The 16,813-nt window shown below is 65.1% G+C and carries 11 protein-coding genes and 8 pseudogenes; 9 read left to right on the forward strand and 10 right to left on the reverse strand.

Annotated features, from left to right (window positions below):
- The first annotated feature begins 40 nt into the window (after window positions 1–40).
- The 6 genes and pseudogenes from CBI38_RS33880 (at window position 41) to CBI38_RS33905 (ending at window position 4,740) form a co-directional block, all read left to right on the forward strand.
- On the forward strand, window positions 41–268 hold the full coding sequence (locus tag CBI38_RS33880) for a hypothetical protein (RefSeq protein ID WP_109335662.1): 228 nt from the start codon (window positions 41–43) through the stop codon (window positions 266–268).
- Between the two features lie 112 nt (window positions 269–380).
- Window positions 381–566 carry a hypothetical protein gene (locus tag CBI38_RS33885; protein WP_109335661.1) on the forward strand — a complete coding sequence of 62 codons (186 nt, stop codon included), beginning with the start codon at window positions 381–383 and terminating at the stop codon, window positions 564–566.
- A 375-nt stretch (window positions 567–941) separates the two neighbouring features.
- Window positions 942–1,154, forward strand: coding sequence for a hypothetical protein (locus CBI38_RS33890; RefSeq protein ID WP_109335836.1), 213 nt, complete (start codon window positions 942–944; stop codon window positions 1,152–1,154).
- A pseudogene (locus CBI38_RS33895) lies at window positions 1,151–2,410 on the forward strand (hypothetical protein); the annotation flags it as partial. The gene CBI38_RS33890 and the pseudogene CBI38_RS33895, both read left to right, overlap by 4 nt.
- 55 nt (window positions 2,411–2,465) lie before the next feature.
- Window positions 2,466–3,204, forward strand: a pseudogene (locus CBI38_RS33900) (IS3 family transposase); the annotation flags it as partial.
- Between the two features lie 283 nt (window positions 3,205–3,487).
- Window positions 3,488–4,740 (forward strand): annotated as a pseudogene (locus CBI38_RS33905) (IS110 family RNA-guided transposase).
- Here CBI38_RS33905 and CBI38_RS33910 read toward each other — a convergent pair.
- A pseudogene (locus CBI38_RS33910) lies at window positions 4,694–5,279 on the reverse strand (IS3 family transposase); the annotation flags it as partial. The pseudogenes CBI38_RS33905 and CBI38_RS33910 overlap by 47 nt on opposite strands.
- An 11-nt stretch (window positions 5,280–5,290) precedes the next feature.
- Window positions 5,291–6,341 (reverse strand): annotated as a pseudogene (locus tag CBI38_RS40990) (IS110 family RNA-guided transposase).
- Between the two features lie 847 nt (window positions 6,342–7,188).
- Between CBI38_RS40990 and CBI38_RS39745 the strand changes: the two are divergent.
- The gene (locus CBI38_RS39745) at window positions 7,189–7,707 is read left to right on the forward strand and encodes a transposase (RefSeq protein ID WP_230990320.1); all 519 of its coding nucleotides are present in this window, start codon (window positions 7,189–7,191) and stop codon (window positions 7,705–7,707) included.
- 139 nt (window positions 7,708–7,846) lie between these two features.
- Here the strand turns inward: CBI38_RS39745 and CBI38_RS33925 are convergent.
- Window positions 7,847–8,154 (reverse strand): annotated as a pseudogene (locus CBI38_RS33925) (transposase); the annotation flags it as partial.
- A gap of 13 nt (window positions 8,155–8,167) precedes the next feature.
- Between CBI38_RS33925 and CBI38_RS39750 the strand changes: the two are divergent.
- Window positions 8,168–8,408, forward strand: a pseudogene (locus CBI38_RS39750) (hypothetical protein).
- A gap of 342 nt (window positions 8,409–8,750) precedes the next feature.
- Here CBI38_RS39750 and CBI38_RS33935 read toward each other — a convergent pair.
- Window positions 8,751–9,042, reverse strand: a pseudogene (locus tag CBI38_RS33935) (DUF4193 domain-containing protein).
- 1,027 nt (window positions 9,043–10,069) lie between these two features.
- On the reverse strand, window positions 10,070–10,210 hold the full coding sequence (locus tag CBI38_RS38655; protein ID WP_204165020.1) for a hypothetical protein: 141 nt from the start codon (window positions 10,208–10,210) through the stop codon (window positions 10,070–10,072).
- A gap of 209 nt (window positions 10,211–10,419) precedes the next feature.
- Here CBI38_RS38655 and CBI38_RS33940 point away from each other — a divergent pair, with 209 nt between their 5' ends.
- Window positions 10,420–10,998: a serine/threonine protein kinase gene (locus CBI38_RS33940; protein ID WP_230990321.1), complete on the forward strand. Its 579-nt coding sequence runs from the start codon at window positions 10,420–10,422 to the stop codon at window positions 10,996–10,998.
- A 391-nt stretch (window positions 10,999–11,389) separates the two neighbouring features.
- Here CBI38_RS33940 and CBI38_RS33945 read toward each other — a convergent pair whose 3' ends face one another.
- The 5 genes from CBI38_RS33945 to CBI38_RS33965 are packed head-to-tail and all read right to left on the reverse strand — an operon-like array spanning window position 11,390 to window position 16,671.
- Window positions 11,390–13,528 carry a geranylgeranyl reductase family protein gene (locus tag CBI38_RS33945; protein ID WP_109335837.1) on the reverse strand — a complete coding sequence of 713 codons (2,139 nt, stop codon included), beginning with the start codon at window positions 13,526–13,528 and terminating at the stop codon, window positions 11,390–11,392.
- A complete protein-coding gene (locus CBI38_RS33950) occupies window positions 13,525–14,460 on the reverse strand; it encodes a polyprenyl synthetase family protein (protein WP_162603368.1) in 936 nt (311 codons plus the stop codon). Before CBI38_RS33950 ends, CBI38_RS33945 begins: the two co-directional genes overlap by 4 nt.
- Window positions 14,444–14,896: a hypothetical protein gene (locus tag CBI38_RS33955; protein ID WP_109335839.1), complete on the reverse strand. Its 453-nt coding sequence runs from the start codon at window positions 14,894–14,896 to the stop codon at window positions 14,444–14,446. The genes CBI38_RS33950 and CBI38_RS33955 overlap by 17 nt, the downstream gene beginning before the upstream one ends.
- Before the next feature lie 17 nt (window positions 14,897–14,913).
- Window positions 14,914–16,323 (reverse strand): S8 family serine peptidase, encoded by a 1,410-nt coding sequence (locus tag CBI38_RS33960; RefSeq protein WP_109335840.1) that lies wholly within the window; start codon window positions 16,321–16,323, stop codon window positions 14,914–14,916.
- Between the two features lie 21 nt (window positions 16,324–16,344).
- Entirely contained in the window at window positions 16,345–16,671 is a 327-nt protein-coding gene (locus CBI38_RS33965; RefSeq protein ID WP_109335841.1) for a hypothetical protein, read from the reverse strand.
- Between the last annotated feature and the right edge of the window lie 142 nt (window positions 16,672–16,813).

Below are 16,813 nucleotides of genomic sequence, written 5' to 3' on the forward strand. Positions count from 1 at the left end.
CTTACGCTGTGAGCACCACGACACCAGCGAGAGAAGGATCATGAGTTACGAAGCGATCTACGACGGGGTCCGCTATCCGCTCGCCGACGCGGCCGCCGCGCACGGCCTCGAGGACGCTGTCAGAGGCATCTTCGAAAACAACGGCAACGGCGGATTCGTCGGTTTTGTCAGCCAAAACTCGACGGTACGTTTGCTGATTACACCGGCGACTCCGATTGCGATTCGCGGCAGCGACGAGCCGAACCCGAGCATCGTCTACCGCTGGTAACCCCACCCAGAGCCGATACCCCCACGGACCGCGACGGTACCTGGCGTCCTCGCCGTTCGAGGTGTCACAACACTTTCCGCAACGATCCACCGGTCAGCAGAAGGAGAATAGGGTGCCCAGCCTCATCTTCAATGGCGTCACCTACGGCATCAGCCCCACCAGATTCGAGGCCACCCGCGAACTGCTCTCCCGCTTCGCCGAGGGACACACCATAGGAGTGACCATGTCCCTCACCCACGGCGGCGCTCGACATCACCTCTACATCACACCCGGGGTGCCCATCACGCTGGTGGAGTGACGAGTCCCGGATCTGGCGGGATCACACCGCCTTCGGGTGTCGCGAGGAAGGCGCGGTGGTCATGGAAACGCGTGACGACCGCCTCTCGGAACTTCTGCATACCCTGCACCGAACTCCGCGCGCAGATGTGCAAGCGAATTCGCCCGCGTAGATGCGTGCAAGAAGGCGTGTAGTGCGTAGGATGATTTAAACGCGGTCGTACACGGGTCAAGACGGGTGGGTGGATATGGCGAAGACGGGAAATGCCGGGGGTGGCGCCCGCCGCCCGACCGGGGGCGACCGGGGGCGACCGGGGGCGGGCGCGGCGGCGCCGCTCGGTCGGCGAAGCGCGGTCCCGATGAGGGCGTCTCGGGGTCGGGAACGCCGAGTCCGGAGTTGACGGCGAAGCTGGAACCGCGGAAGGGACCGACGAAAGTTCCGCTCAACACCCGGGTCCTGGCCTCGACTGAGGCCCGGTTGAACTGGCTGGTGAACGATCGCCAATCCACGGTGACCAATGTCGTGGACGTCGCCCTGCAAGAATTCTTCGACCGCTACCGCGTCCCACCGGCCGATCTCGACGGCCGGATCGCCGAGCAGGAGTCATGAGCTCCCCGTGGGAGCAAATTCCCCTGTTCACACTGCCCGACACCACCCCGACGACATCCCCCGAATCCGCCGAAAAAGACGGTTCCCCCAACACAACCGATCAGGCGGGTGTACCCGACAATTCGGGCCCGGAACCAACCGTTGCCACACACCCTGACTCACACGAGCAGGGGGACGCTGCCGAAACTCCCACGATCCCGGGGTCTCCCGACGTGGATACCGCCGACGTGGACAGCAACGTGGCGGACGCCGTCGCGGTCGATCCGCCGGTGTGGGAGGCGCTGCCGGCGGGGGAGGCCGCGGATGGTCATGCGTTGATCGTGACCGCGGCCGGGACGTACACCCCGTCCGGGCGGGAGCTGACCGGTCCGGTCGATTCACTCGAGAAGCTGGACAAGCTGATTCGCTGGGCGTCTTTGACCCCGTTGGGTGCACCCGCGCAGATCTGGGTCGTCGGGGTGGCTGCGTGTGAGCTACTCGGGTGGGTCATCGATCCGGGCAGTGAGGACGACGTCGACGACATGGAAGCGTTGCGGACCAGCGCCGCATCCGAGTTGACCGCCACCCTCCATGCCACCCTGCCACCGTTGCTCGGTGCGGGGTGGGAGCTGCGCGGCGAACCCGGGCATGTGGTGCACCTGTCCCGCACGATCGGGAACTTCACCTCGATGGTCGATGTGGTGATCGAACCGTATGTGTGGACCTATTGGAACAAGGACTTCGGCTGGCACAACCGGGTCGGCGATATGGGTGTCCTCGGCTCACCCACCGCCGGAACCTATCTCCCGGACGACGACCTACCTGCCGCCCGGGAGCTGGGCCGGCGGCTGGCCTGGTGCGCGCAGCATCTCGGGGTGCTTCCCGGGCCCACACCGGCCCGCACCGGCGCCGCGATCATCGACAAAATCAAACGAGAACGCAGCCGCAGCGGTAAGGGCATCGTCGTCACCACCGCGGGTCCGGTGCCGCCGCTCGACGGGGCGCCGCGCGGGGACCTCGAGCCCGCGGTCGGCTGGACCCGGGTACCGGAGGCAAGTGACCTCGATAATGTGTGCCGGTTGGTGTCGATCGACCAACGCGCCGCCTATTTGGCCTCGGCCGGGATGCTCGAACTCGGCTACGGGCAACCGAAGCATCTGACCGGTAGGGCGGCGGCCGCCGCAGCATCAGGGGAGAAGGGCGCCCCGTTCGGGTTGTGGCGGATCACCCTGCCCGCGGGGCAAACGCTGGCGTTACCGGAGAAGCTGAGGCTGCCCCCTTGGAGTGGACACCCCTGACAATGGTTCTAGTAGAGCCAGGAGGGATGTCGAAGTGGGACGCCAGTCTCTGTACACGGAGGAATTCCGGAAGGACGCGATCGCGCTGTACCGCGCGGCCGACGGCCAGCGCACATACGCGGCGGTCGCCGCGGACCTGGGCATCAGTGGCGAGACGCTACGGACGTGGGTCCGCAAGGACACCGCCCGCAATGGACGCCCGGAGGCCCGTAGCACCGCCGGTGGGGAGACCGAAGCGGACGAGCTCGCGCGGCTGCGGGCAGAGAACGCCCGGTTACGCGGTGCCGAGAAGGAATGGCAGCTCGAACGCGAATCCTGCGCCGGGCAGCCGCGTATTTCGCGAAAGAGGTGAAGTGAAGACCCGCCGCTGGGACTTCATCTCCGACCATCGCGCCGAGTTCGGCGTGCAGCGGCTGTGCCGGGTGCTGGGAACCTCCCGCTCCGGTTACTACCGGCACCTGGCCACCGAGGATGCTCGCGCCGAGCACGCGGCGGAGAAGGCTGCGACAGTCGCCGAGATCCGCGCCATCCATGCCGAGCACCGCAGCGCCTACGGCGCCCCGCGCGTTCACGCCGAACTCCGCTCCCGCGGACGCAAGATCAACCGCAAACGGGTGACCCGGCTGATGCGAATCCACCACGTGGTCGGCCGGCACCTGCGCCGCAGCAAGCGCACGACTATCGCGGACAAGTCGGCTCCGTCGGTGCCGGATCTGGTGATGCGAGACTTCACCGCTACGGCTGTCGATACCAAATGGTGTGGGGACATCACCTAATGGGTGAGTCGGACCAACGATCCGACACGCACAAGGCGACTGGCGGGAGGTCCCTGAGATATTACCGATCCAGGCGCAGTCTGAGCATTGAGCTGCTGGAAGGGGATCACTGCTGTGATGGCAACCGACTGTGTGAGAGGTCTGAATGTAGACGGTGACCCTGCCAGTCGCTGGGGCACGTGATCGGCTTGTGAGATGCCGCGCCGAAGAGCGCTTCCATTAGGTCGCCGCACAACCCCCGAGCTCACAGCAAAATACGCCGCTGGACAGGAGGTTGTACATGAGCATCAACTGCGGGATCGATTGGGCCGAAGTGCATCACGATGTCGCCCTCGTCGACGAGAACGGCACCGTCGTCGCCCGGAAGCGCATCGACACCGGCACAGCGGGATTGACCGCGCTGCTGGAGGTAATCGCGGAGAGCGGAGGCGCACCCGGCACCACCCCTATCGCGATCGAAACCGACAAGAATCTACTCGTCGTGGCCCTGGTGGAAGCAGGATTCACCGTATACCCGATCAACCCCCGTGCGGTGGCCCGCTACCGCGAACGCCACGGACAGGCCGGCGGCAAGTCCGATCCGGGTGACGCCGCGATTCTGGCGAATATTCTGCGCACCGACCGAGCGATGCACCGTCCGATGCCGGCGATCAGCGAACACGGCCGGGCGATCAAGGCCCTCGCCCGTCAGCACCAGGAGGCGATCTGGGCGCTGTATCAGACCATCAGCCGACTACGTTCTGTATTGCTGGAATTTTATCCTGGTGCACTGCAGGCATTTCCGAATTTGAAGCACCGCGCCGCGGTCGCGGTGCTCTCCGCGGCGCCCACCCCTGCATCGGGTCGAGCCCTGATCAGACGCAAAGTTGTGGCGCTCCTGCATCACAGTGGCCGACGCAACGACCCGAACCTGGTCGAGCGGATCCTGCGGGAGCTGAAAACGCCCGCGCTCGGGCAGCCGCCGCAGGTCGAGGAGGCACTCGGTCATGCTGTCACCGGCCTGCTCGCCGTCATCGCCTCGATGCAGCAGTCCGTGGACAGCCTGGAGAACGCGCTGGGTCGCGAATTCGACAGCCACCCCCTCGCACCGATCCTGCGGTCGGCTCCGGGTCTCGGTCCGATTCTCGCCGCCCGGGTCCTGGCCGAGGTCGGCGACGATCCTGCACGGTTCGCGACGGCGAACGGGTTGCGCGCGTTCGCCGGCACTGCGCCGATCACCCGCGCCTCGGGCCGATCGCACTACGTCAAGGCGCGAAAGGTCCGCAACAAGCGACTCGGCGACGCCTGCCACTGGTGGGCGTTCGTCACCCTCACCAAATCAGCGGGCGCACGTGCCCACTACGACAAACGGCGAGCCGCGGCGACCACCACAACGCCGCGCTGCGCAACCTCGCCAACAAGCTCCTCGGACGCATGTGGTGGTGTCTGCAACACAACGAACCCTGGGACGACCACGCCGCCTGGCCCGACCATCAGATCCCGTCTCAACGTCACCACCGCGGGTGCGAACCGCCATCTCGATCGCGTCCGTGACGAGCTCGGTGCGCATGTGGTCGGCGATGGACCAGCCCACCACCCGACGTGAGTAGATGTCGATCACCGTGGCCAAGAACAACCATGAAGATCCCACTGGAATGTAGGTGACGTCCCCACACCACTTCATGTTCATGGCTGGGGCGGTGAAGTCCCGCATCACCAGATCCGGAACGAGTGAAGTCGACTTGTCCGCGATGGTTGTGCGCTTGGTGCGGCGCAGGTGCCGACCGACGACGTGGTGGATCCGCATCAATCGGGTCACCCGTTTGCGGTTGATCTTGCGCCCGCGGGAGCGGAGTTCGGCGTGCACGCGCGGGGCGCCGTAGGCGCTGCGGTGCTCGGCGTGGATGGCGCGGATCTCGGCGACCGTCGCGGCCTCGTCGGCCTGGCGCTCGACTCGGGCCGGCTCGGTGGCCAAGTGTTTGTAGTATCCGGATCGGGAGGTCCCGAGCACCCGGCACAGCCGCAGCACGGAAGAACTCGGCGCGATGGTCGGAGATGAAGTCCCAGCGGCGGGTCTTCACTTCACCTCCTTGATGCTTCTATGTCAAGCCGCCGCCGAAAGTGGCCCTTGTGAACGGTTTTTGATTGCAGTTTCGGCGGTGCGCAGGACCTGGAACACCCGGTCGGAAACACGTCGGCGGAGCAGGCGCACAGCCTCCCGCTTCGTCTTCCCCGCCGCCTGCAGCTTCGCCACGTAGTCCTCACCTGGGCCGCCGCGCGCGACCTGCGTAGTGGCGATCGCGTGCAGCGCCGAGTTCACGGCACGGTTGCCACCGCGATTGAGACGGACCCGCTCGTGGGCCGACCAGACCGGGATCGGAGCGGTGCCGTTGACTTCGCGTAGGCATCTTTCGAGTGGAAACGTCGAGCGTCGGCCGTCTCGCCGATGATGACGGCGGCGGAGAGAACCCCGCACCCGGGTATCGCGAGTAGCGACGGCGCGATCCGCCGAACGCGGTCACGGATCTGGCGCTCGAGATTGTTGACCTGCTCGGTCAGCTGCCGGCACCGGTCGAGGAGTTCGCCCGCGATCTGGGCGACCACACCGGTGAACGCAGTCAGCCGTTCGGCGAGCTCATCCATGACGCGATACCGCCGGATCCCCCGCACGGGAATGACAAGTTCAGGGTCTCCAGCTCGTGCAGGTGCCAGCGAAGCCTGTTGATAAGTTTCGTTCTCTCGCAGACCAAATTGCGTCGGTGATCGGACAGGAGCTTGACCTCCCGGGTGGGTCCGTCCAGTTGGGCGATCGGCAAATTCTCCTCACGCAGCGCGGCCATCGCCACGGCCTGCGCGTCGATGGGGTCGGATTTGCCCGGCTGGCGGGCGCTGCGCCGATGCACGGCCATCAACTGGGTCTTGACGCGGACCACCGCGTAACCGCGGCGCAGCAGATCCGATTCGAGTCGCCGAGTCACGTGGCGGCAGTCGTCGAGCGCGAACTGCACCTGCGGCCATTGGGCGGCCCACTCGATCGCCGGCAGATGACCCTCGGTGGTGGCCTTGACGGTCCGCTGCCCGACCTGACGGCCGATGTCGTCGACCGCGACAAGTGTGTGGGTGGATTTGTGGGCGTCGACTCCGATCACGATCAACTGGTGACTCCAATCCGGTTGAGGGGCTATGGCGTCGGATCGGTGCGTTCGCGGGCAGGCCTCAATCGGGCACCAGCGGCAGGCTTCTGACTTGTTAAATCACCTGTGGATGTGATCGGGATCTGCAGTCTCGTAGCGTCCAGGGTGTCGATCGGCGCAGGCTCGCAGGCTTCTTGCCACCATCTTCGGAGGTTGGCTCACTGATAGCGTGCCATGCCGGTCGACACCCGCCCTGCGGTGTGGCTCGACAGAGGCGTGAACGAGATCTTCAAGTCAGGATGCCCTCCGCAGGCACGTTCGACTTCGCCTACCGAAGGAGTACTGCCAGGTGGTCATCATCGGAATCGACCCGCACAAGTCGTCATTCACCGCAGTTGCCGTCGGCCGCAGCGGCGTCACCGTCGGGTCCCGTCGGTTCGTGGTCAATGCCGGCACCGCCACCGCGTTGGTGAAATGGTGCCAGCGATGGCCAGAACGGCAATACGCGATCGAGGGAGCAAAGGGACTCGGCCGGGGCATCGCGCAGATTCTGGTCGCGCGTGGTGAGGACGTTGTTGACGTTCCTTCCACCCTCGCAAATGAAAGTCCGGGTCCTGAGCACCGGCGGCGGACGCAAAACCGACCCCGACGATGCCCCGGGCCGTCGCGCTGACCGCCTTGTACCACCACGGCTTACATCAAGTTCACCGCGAGGACCAGAGCACGATCTTGCGGCTGCTGTCCGAGCGCCGCGATGACCTCACACGTGAGAAGACGCGTGTGAGGTCATCCGGTTGCACCAGCTGCTACGGGAACTGATTCCAGGCGGCGTTCCGATCGGGCTTCGGCGGACAAGGCCGGCGCTGCGATGCAACGGATCAAACCGACCACCGCCACCGACGCCTGCCGCCGGGACTTGGCCAAGGACGTGCTTGCCGACCTCCGGCGCATCGATTCGAACATCAAAGCCAACGAAGCTCAGATGCGCGACGCAGTCGCCGCCACGACGACGACTCTGCAGGAAGTCCACGGAATCAACACCGTCCTTGCCGCCAAACTTCTCGGCCACATCGGGAACATCACCCGATTCCCCTCGGCCGATCACTTCGCCGGCTCCACCGGCACCGCTCCTCTCGCAGCGTCGAGCGGCGAGAACACACGCCACCGGCTCAATACCGGTGGCAATCGTCAACTCAATTCCGTGCTGCACACCATCGCCGTCTGCCAAGCCCGCGACCCAGGGCCCGGCCGCGTCTATTACCAGCGCAAACTCGACGAAGGCAAGACACGAGCCGAAGCCCGGCGCGCACTCAAACGCCGCCTCGCGAACGTCCTCTATCGCCGAATGCTCAGGGACCAACAACACGCACCACCTACGGCTGCTTGACACACAGAGGCGCTATCAAGCCACACGAACGACCCTCCGGGCCCGGTGGGACCGCACATCAGGAAAAGCCACCAGCCCGCGAGCCGGGGCAGCGAAATAGCGAACGAATCCCACCGGACCCCTCCAGGATGACATTGATGCGAAATACGCGGCTGCCCGGCGCAGGATTTCGCGTTCGAGCTGCCATTCTTTCTCGGCGCCGCGCAGCCGGGCGTTCTCCGCGCGCAGCCGCGCGAGCTCGTCCGCTTCGGTCTCCCCACCGGCGGTGCTACGGGTCTCGGGGCGTCCATTGCGGGCGGTGTCCTTGCGGACCCACGTCCGTAGCGTCTCGCCACTGATGCCCAGGTCCGCGGCCACTGCCGCGTATGTGCGCTGGCCGTCGGCCGCGCGGTACAGCGCGATCGCGTCCTTCCGGAATTCCTCCGGGTACAGAGACTGGCGTCCCACTTCGACATCCCTCCTGGCTCTACTAGAACCATTGTCAGGGGTGTCCACTCCTAAGGGGCAGCCTCACAGCTCCGTGAGGCGGATGCCGAGCGAGGCGGATCAGTCGGTGTCGTTTGCGTTGGTCGTGCGGGACGAGCCGCGGTCGGTGGAAGCTGCGGGGGCGGGCACCTCAGCGGGTTCTGGATTTGTTGGGGTTGGCGCTGTATGCGGTCGATGCGGACGGTGGGGTGCGGCAGCTCTTCGGCCGCGCATGAAGACCTGCCGCCCGGCACGGGCGGAGACTGGCCAGCAGGGTGGCCATGAGCATCGCCATATCCCGTGCTGGTGGGCATGGTGCGGTGATGGGGCTACAGCTCAGTCGGTGAGAGCCGTGTCCTCGGAATCGGTGGTCGCGGGTTTCGAGCCCCGCCCGCCCCACCGCCCCACCGCCTCGATCGCAGGCCGCCGCGGGCCCGTGAGACGAAGTCATCGCGCGGGTCGAGTGTGTGCGATGCGGTGACATACGGCGGTGGCAGTTTCCGCGCAGATCAGCGGAGACGGAGGATTGCACCGTTTCTGGTGTGGAGTCGTTCGGGTCCTCTGATGCTCCGACGGTCTCAGGCGCAGTCGCGGCAGATCAGCTGCGCAGCGTCGGCGAGGCGGCTGCGGTGGTGTACCAGAAAACAACTGGTGCAGGTGAATTCATCCGCCTGCTTCGGGATGACGCGGACGGTGAGTTCTTCGCCGGACAGGTCGGCGCCGGGCAGTTCGAAGGATTCGGCGGTGTCGGAGTCTTCGACGTCCACGACGGGGGACTGGGTGTCTTTGCGGCTGGCGGTCAGCTGTTCGAGGGACGTGTCCCCCCTCGTCGGATTCGGTGACTCGCGGGGCGTCGTAGTCGGTGGCCATGCCTGATCTTTCCTCATGCTCTGGGTGTTCGGATCCGCCAGATTAGAGGGTCCGCTGCCGGGACACGCATCCGGGGTTATCGGGTGCTGTGGTTGCCCCACCGCCGATGCCATCCCGCCGACGCAAATGCACGCCGCCGCGCCGGTCTCGCCGGAGCGGCGACGCGATGGGCGGGAGCGCTGAGGGTGGCCCGGTGATCCGTCGGCGCCTCGGTGAACCGCACTTCTTCATGCTTGAAATTACGTTGTGATAGAGAGATTCAACATTCGCACTTGTCCAGGCAACGAGCATTTGAGCGAGTGCTCGTCCTTTTCGGAAGTCAGGTAAGCAGTATTGCGCGACCCCTCGCGATGCGCCGGAGGAGATCGGCGCTCATCCAGTGTTCCCGTGTGATGTCGCGGGAGCAGTCGTTGCTGCTTCGGGCGTAGCACTGCGGATTGGCGTAGCCGGTGCGGGGACCGACGAGTAACGCGGCAGGTGCCGCTGCAATCCACGAGTCGTCCTTGGCTCGGTGGCAATTCTTCGCCTGCCGCAGAGACCCGCATGGGCAATGATCCTCTGGCGCAGGACCGAAGTATCGGCCGTTATCACGCAGTCCCGACACGCGGACGACGGAATCGAGTGACCTCACGGCGTAAGGTCTCGAGCGGAGCTTCGGCGGAAGGTCCGGTCGGCGCGGTAGGTGTTCCGCGATTCACGTCTGTCATGTTGGCGATCGGTTCATCGCGGACGATCTGGTTGCGGCGGGTGTTCCTGTCGGGGAGGTGCCGACGGCGGCTCGGGTGATCCTGGACACCGAGGCGGAGGCGGTGAACGCCCTTCTGACGCCGTGGGCCCGAATCGGGACTGGGTCCGATGAACCGGAACCCGCTGGGTCCGGTGTGGCCAGGCTGGAACCTGGTAACCGCCCTCTGGGCGTTGTCGGGGTCGGCCGGGATGAAGGCGACGAAGTTGAACGATCGTAAACGTCTGCGGCTGTATCCGATTTCTGGAGTCGGTGGTTGGTCAGGTGCTGGGTACCGTCGTCTCACCTGCGGTGAGCGGCCTTTCCGGTCACGTTGCGGCGTTGGTTGCAGCGGCCGTCCAGTGTGGGCATCGTGATCGGCAGTTTCGGGCCGTGGGCGAGCTTCCTCGGTTTCGGTACCAGCTGGATCGATGGTGACAGCATCTTGACGCTGATCCTGGGGCTCGTTGGGGCCACGGCGATCTTCACGTTGTGGGGATGGGGCCGGTCTCGGTACGGACTCCGGTGGGTCGGCCCAGTCGTCGGTGCGCTCTGCCTTGTGGTGGCGATCGTGGACGTCTTTGCCGTGACCTCGATGCGCGGCGAGTTGTTCGGTGAGCCGATCGGCGCTCGGGTCGGGTGGGGTTTGTGGAATGGTTGTCCTCGGGTCGTTGACGTTGTGCGTCACCGCGTCGATCGCGGCGGTCCAGATCGGGCAGCGCACGGATCCGGGTCGACAGCCGCGCCCGCAACCGGCATCCCCGAGCGGTGGTGGTCCTCCGGGATGGATGTGGGTACTGCTTGGCGTCTTGACGGTCGCGGTGCTGGGGTTGGTTGGGTACATCACGATCGGACCTCGACTCGCGGAAGAGGCCAGAGACGCTGACCGTCCGGCCAACCCGACAGAGTCCTCGATACTGGCGCCACCGGCCACGCTGAACCCAGCGTTGCCGGTACGGGAACCGGTCGAGGCGTTGCCCTCGACTGCCCGGCCGTGCCCACCGGTGTTCAACAACCCCGAGTTCACGTCCTCGGCTGTCGGTACCGCCGTCACCTCGCGCGGATTCGCTGAAGAGGTCCGCCGCCAGTACTTGAGTCAATTGCAGCGTGGAAGGCCCGTGACGATCGTTGCGGATAGCCCGGTCACCGGACAGCGGTATTCGATGTTCTGCGGCGGAATGCGGGTGGTGACCTGCACCGGGGGCAACAACGCGGTGGTCTATGTGTATTGACCCGGGCCGGTGACGTGTGGTCGCGGCGTGTGCCGCGCAGAGGTCATAGGAACGGGTACAGCGCGTTCGGGCAGACCGTCTGGTCGTTTGTGGGGCCGGTGACGATTCGGAGGAGATGTGGTGTCAGGAAGGATGGGCCCGGACGAGTAGGGCCGGTTTCAGGTGAGCGTATTCGGCCATCGGCATCAGCGCCGGTCAGTATGCCCCCTTGCTGGTGACGACGCACCCGCATCCGGACCCTTCGCTGAGGCAACGCGATCCTCATTGGATTCGCCCTGTGGAGGGATGAGCAGGCTGAGTTTCCCGGGGTGGGGCGATTCACGCATGAGGTGAAACTCCCGACGCGAAAACGCGTCCGGGTGAAGTCCTGGACGCGGCGTAGTCACCAGTCCTAATCGAATATCGAGGTGAGATCCGGGCTATCTTCCATGACGCGGGTGACCGCGTACCTCGCCAACGCAGACAGCGATGACCTAGCGGTTCCTGCAGGCAGCGCGGTGAGGGCCTCTGTCGCGCGGCCGGCGTAGTGCTGCGCGAGCGTCCGAGATGTCTCGAGTGCGCCGGTCGCGCGCACGATCGCACATATCGCCGGACGATCCGTTCCGTGGTCTCCCCGGTCGAGCAGTTCGGTGAGTTGCCCGGAGCGATCGCGGCGCACTGCGAGGAGCATCGGGTACGTCAATGCGTCGAAGGTCTGGGTACGTGGCGTTGGTACGTCGTCGAGGTCGAGCACCTCATCCATTAACCTGTAGGCGAGCGCGAGGTCCCGACCGTACGCCTCGACGTCCTGCGCGACAGCATATCCCGCTCCGGCCACCAGCGCACCGAGCCGGCATGGCAACTCGAACGGGAGTGTCGATTTGAGTCGGATGATCCGGAGTCGTTCGGCGAGATCGAGGTGCGCATTTTTCGCATTCGCGGTTTCGAGGAGCTGCCCGGTGCAGACGTTGGTGATCGCCGTGGACATCGCCGTGAGTACGTCCGGGCCGGCGCGCGCCGAGAGCTGTGTTGCCTTCGCGAGGAGGAGATCGGCGACGAGGATCGCGAACTTGTTGCCCCAGTTCGATTGCGTTGGTGCGTTGTCAACCCCCAATTGACCGAGCGCGGCAAAGCAGCCTAGCTCGACCGCGGCTGCCGTGTCGATCAGCTGCCGCCGCTTGGAGTCACCGAAGTAGGAGCACAGCAGCAGGAGCAACGCCGGCCGGAATGGCACGCCGGGGTCGCCCGATTGTGTCATCACCAGGCGGGCGAGGAACGGCCACTCGCCGCGTACCGCCGCGGTCATCGTTTCGCCGACGCCGAGCAGGTCGGCGGGGATGTTCGAACCCGGTGCGATGAGTGCGCTGACGTCGTCGGTGAGTCGGGACGCCTGAAACTCCCCGGAACCCTCCGAGAGCAGGACCGCCCGTCGACACAGAGCGAAGGGAGGTCGCTCGCTGTCGAACGTGCTCTCGAGGACATGCCACATCAGCTTGTACCGATGCATCGATGCTCGGCCGGTGCCGAAGTAGCCCGAGTACGCATGCTCGAGCAGTATCGGGTAGTCCAGTAGATCCGGGGGTGTGCACCCCTGCCGCAGGCTTCGATCGACGACATCTGCTGCGGTCATACCCGACTCGAGCGCGTAGCTGATGCCTTCGCCGGTAAAGGGGCTGGTGAGCCCGGCCGCGGCACCGACCAGAAGAATGCCAGGGCCGACGCAGCGTTTCGGTGCAAAGTCGAAACACAGTGGTGCGCTCTGCAAGCGCCCATGCCGGATGAACCCCCCGCGCTCACGACGGAGCCGTGCGACGAACTCGTCGAGTAGCATGTCGATCTCACCGGCTAACGACGGTTCATATAGTCCAATACCAACATTCGCCTCGGTGCCGCCCAGGTAGTGGATCCATCCGAATGACCGCATCACATGCCGTTCGCTGACATCGGTGAGCGGGAGGAAGATCTCCTGCAAATCCGACTCGCATTGCACGTTGGCGAACCGACCCTGGACCGCGAGTCCGAGTCGACCCTGGGTCGGCATCGCGAGCCCAGCGGCTCGCGCGAGCAACGACCGTGGACCGTCGGCAGCGATGACGACATGCGCCCGCACATCGACCAGCGCGTCGGCCAGACGTACCTGGACGCCGACCACTTGCCTATCGTCGAGCACGGGGCCTGTGACGTCGGCGCCGGTCCAGAGGTCGGCACCGGCGTCGACGGCTCGTCGACTCAGAGCATCGTCGAGCAGGCGACGCGGAACTACGAGCCCTTCGGCGTCTTCGGTGTAGTGGAGATCGCGGAACTGGTGTCCCCGCATATGGACTCGGGATCCTCGGATGCGGTGGTGTTGCGGTAGCGAGTCGAGCACACCGATTTCGGCCAGCAACCGCACCGACCGCGCTGTAAGCAGATCGCCGCACGCCTTGTCGCGCGGGAACTGGTGGCGCTCGAGGATTAGCACGCGCCTCCCCTTGGCTGCAAGACGGTACGCCGCCGCCGAGCCGGCGGGACCCGCGCCCACGACGATCGCCTCGTACCGAATTGTGCTCATCGGTCGCGAGCGATGACAAGGTCGGTCAGCGCTCGGAGCGCGCTGCGTGCTGCTGTGTCGGGGAACAAATCCAATTTGCGGTCCGCCCGGTCCGAGTACTCCCGAGCGAGTTCTCCGGTGGCAGTCGGCGCACCGCTTGCGCGGACCAGTTCGGCGGCGGCGCCGACTGTTTCCGAGGCGCCGAGCCGTTCACGGAGTGTGGCACCAGTCGGTTCCCGCAGCGCGAACAGCACAGGGTAAGAGTAGATTCCCCGGTCTAGGTCCGTCCCTGTCGGTTTCCCCAACGCTGTTGTTTCTCCTTCGAAGTCAAGTAGATCGTCGATCAGTTGAAAGGCGATCCCGAGGTTGCTTCCGTAGCGTGCGACCGCGTCGACCTGGCTGGGCTCGAGTCCCGCTAACATCGCCCCGATCCGGCAGGGTAACTCGAACAGGGACGCCGTCTTCATCCTCAGAATGTCGATATACGTGTCGAGGTCAAGGTCGAGGTCGTACGCGTGTTCGGTTTCCCGGAGTTGCCCAGTGCAGACGACGAATGTCGTGTCCGCGACCGACGCGACTACATCAGGCGGCAGGCCTGCGAGCAACGCCGTTGCTCGCGCCATGATGTGGGTCCCCACGAGGGCCGCCGTTTCGTCGCCCCACAACGCGTTCGCGCTCGAACCGCCGCGCCGGATCGACGCCTCGTCCATGACGTCGTCGTGGTGCAACGATGCCACGTGCAGTAACTCGACGACGGCCGCCGCCCGAAGGGCGATGTCATCGTCCGCGTCTCCGAGTTCGGCGCACCGCCGAAGCAACGTCGGGCGTAGGCGTTTGCCACCACGACGAAGCAAGACGGCAGCCATTGTGCTCATCGCCGGATCGGCAGTACGCACGGCGCCGAGCAGCACGCCCTCGAGTCGGGCGTTCACCCCGTCAGGTGAAGTCGGCACGGAAGTTGTCGAAGTGCTCGCGCATCGCACCGGAGGTGAGTGCGAGCTCGGCAAACTTCACGAAGAATCCGTAGGCCCGGTGGAGGTCCTCCGACGGTGCGCGCACGATGATGTCCCCTCTGAAGTACGCCTGCAGCGGCGTGATCTGGCCTTGCATGATCGCTTGCGCCGTCTCCATGTAGATGGCGCCACTCGCGTTTTCGCCGTCGCCGAGACCGGGATCGATGGTTACGTCGTCGTGCGTGACCCGTACGTTCATCCGGCCGGTGCCGAAGACGGCGATGTTGGCCGCGCGACCGTCGAACTCGCGGACGAGCTCGAGGAACTCGGCGGGATTGTCTGCCTTGAACGTCGCAATCGCGTGACGAGCTCGATTCGCGACCAGCTGATCACCTGGAGTTACGCTCGCCTCTCGCGGGGCGAAATCATCGGTCATCGAGGACCATCCTCTCGTTACGGGGGCGGTGTCGCGTTGACAGCGGCGAGCGCGTCGATGCGCCCACACCACAGCAGCGGCAGGCTCGGAAGGCGCAGGGTATTGACGATGATCAGCCGCGCGACCTGCCGCGGGATCAGGTTTGGATTCTTGGCGAGGATCAGCGCCGCAACTCCAGCGATGTGGGGAGCCGCCGCACTGGTGCCGCCTGCCCTGATGATGCCCGGTTCGACAGTCATCGCGCCGGGCAACGTCGGGATGCCTGTCGCTTTCAGCGACCCGATGTCGCCGCCGGGGGCAAGCACCTCGGGCTTGAGCCGACCGTCAGGCGTCTCGCCAGTACTTGAAAACGACGACAGCGTGTCATCGTCCTCTGTCGATCCCACGGTGAGGACGTTGTTCGCCATCCCCGGACAACAGATCATGGTGTCGTAACTGCCGCAGATATCCTCACCGGAGTTGCCGGCAGCGACGACATTCAGAACGCCAAGCGCAGTGGACTGATCCGCGGCGACGCACAAGACACAGGATCCGTCGGGATCCTCCCACTCGCCGTCCTTGTGCGAAAAACCCCAGCTACTGTTCGCGACGTCGGCGCCGGCGGTCACCGCTGCGGCCAACCCAGCAACACCCCAAGATGGTTGCGCGGTGCCGGTACCATCCATGACCCGGATGTCGACGACCGTGGCGCCGGGAGCGATTCCGCGGTACTTCGTGTGACTGCTCGCGACGATTCCCGCGCAGTACGTACCATGCCCACGATCATCGCGTCGTACGGCGGTGCCGGTCATGTCCTGCTGAGCCCCGATACCGAGACCGGCCAGAGATGGATGGCTGACATCCACACCCGTGTCGAGGATCGCGACCGTGACCCCCGCACCAGTTATCCCCACGGGCATGACGTCGGCCTTGATGATGTGCCTACTGACATCGAGTAGTTGCGCGAAGTGCAGCTGATTGCTGACGATCGAGCTGACGTCCAGTCGTCGTGCGATCGCGACGACCTCCGATGTCGTAAGCGTCGCCTGCACGCTGTGTGTCAGCCAGAACTCCTGTTCCACCTCGATTCCGCGGCGTGCGAGATCATCACGGATCTCCCGCAGCGAGAAGTTGGCTTCGTCTCGGCGCGCTCGGACGGCATCGTCCCGACGTTCCTTCGGCACCTGCTCACGGCGACGCACCTTGCCGGACGCGAGATTGATCAGCACCCGGTGTGCCGGGAGTTCATCGGGTACGGGCGTGCCTGTCCACTGCGCGAACTTCGACTCTTCACGCTCGTCGAGGATCCTATGCACAATCCACGGATCGAGCTTGGCAACGACATCCGCGCCGACCGCGGCTTCGAGCTCCGCCCGCTGCTTCGGTCGACGTTTCTGCAGGAACCAGTCGACCGATTCTCGGCTGCTGTCGGCTGTCGGCCTGATCATCCGGAGTCCTTTCGCGCGTTTTTACAGCTCACTCGACCGAGGCGAGTCGAGCACCACGTGCCGCACTTCAGGAAGGGCCGCAACTGAAATCAACAACGCCACTGGCAACCCAACTGCGACAGCATTGCTGATCCAGAGTTCGCGCACGTCATGTATCCCTGCCGCAGCAAGTTTATCGAGAACGCCAGCCGCGATGACGCGAAATGACGTACACAAATCGGCCGTATCGCCCGACACGGGTTCGAGGATCAGTAGCACAGGCAGTTCGGCGGTCGCAGAGGACCGATCGATCACCTGCAGAAGCGCTCGATCGAACTTCGCTCGGACCGACTCAGGCAATTCGCGCATGCGGCCCTATCTATGCAAGTCTGCCCCATCAATACATTGGCTAGTCCGGGATCCTGCCAGAGGACGAGGTCATCGCTGAAGCACTAAATGATCCACCCAACTGGTTGAACGCGTTCGCCGACTAAAAGGTCACCGTCATCCT

The organism is Rhodococcus oxybenzonivorans (genome assembly GCF_003130705.1).
GTDB lineage: Bacteria > Actinomycetota > Actinomycetes > Mycobacteriales > Mycobacteriaceae > Rhodococcus_F > Rhodococcus_F oxybenzonivorans.

Bases quoted from the DNA above. Each gene is read 5' to 3' on its own strand.
- CBI38_RS38655 (WP_204165020.1), bottom strand. From the start codon at position 10,210: ATGCTGTCACCATCGATCCAGCTGGTACCGAAACCGAGGAAGCTCGCC.
- CBI38_RS39745 (WP_230990320.1), top strand. From the start codon at position 7,189: ATGCAACGGATCAAACCGACCACCGCCACCGACGCCTGCCGCCGGGAC.
- CBI38_RS33960 (WP_109335840.1), bottom strand. From the start codon at position 16,323: ATGATCAGGCCGACAGCCGACAGCAGCCGAGAATCGGTCGACTGGTTC.
- CBI38_RS33945 (WP_109335837.1), bottom strand. From the start codon at position 13,528: ATGAGCACAATTCGGTACGAGGCGATCGTCGTGGGCGCGGGTCCCGCC.
- CBI38_RS33965 (WP_109335841.1), bottom strand. From the start codon at position 16,671: ATGCGCGAATTGCCTGAGTCGGTCCGAGCGAAGTTCGATCGAGCGCTT.
- CBI38_RS33880 (WP_109335662.1), top strand. From the start codon at position 41: ATGAGTTACGAAGCGATCTACGACGGGGTCCGCTATCCGCTCGCCGAC.
- CBI38_RS33940 (WP_230990321.1), top strand. From the start codon at position 10,420: ATGGTTGTCCTCGGGTCGTTGACGTTGTGCGTCACCGCGTCGATCGCG.
- CBI38_RS33955 (WP_109335839.1), bottom strand. From the start codon at position 14,896: ATGACCGATGATTTCGCCCCGCGAGAGGCGAGCGTAACTCCAGGTGAT.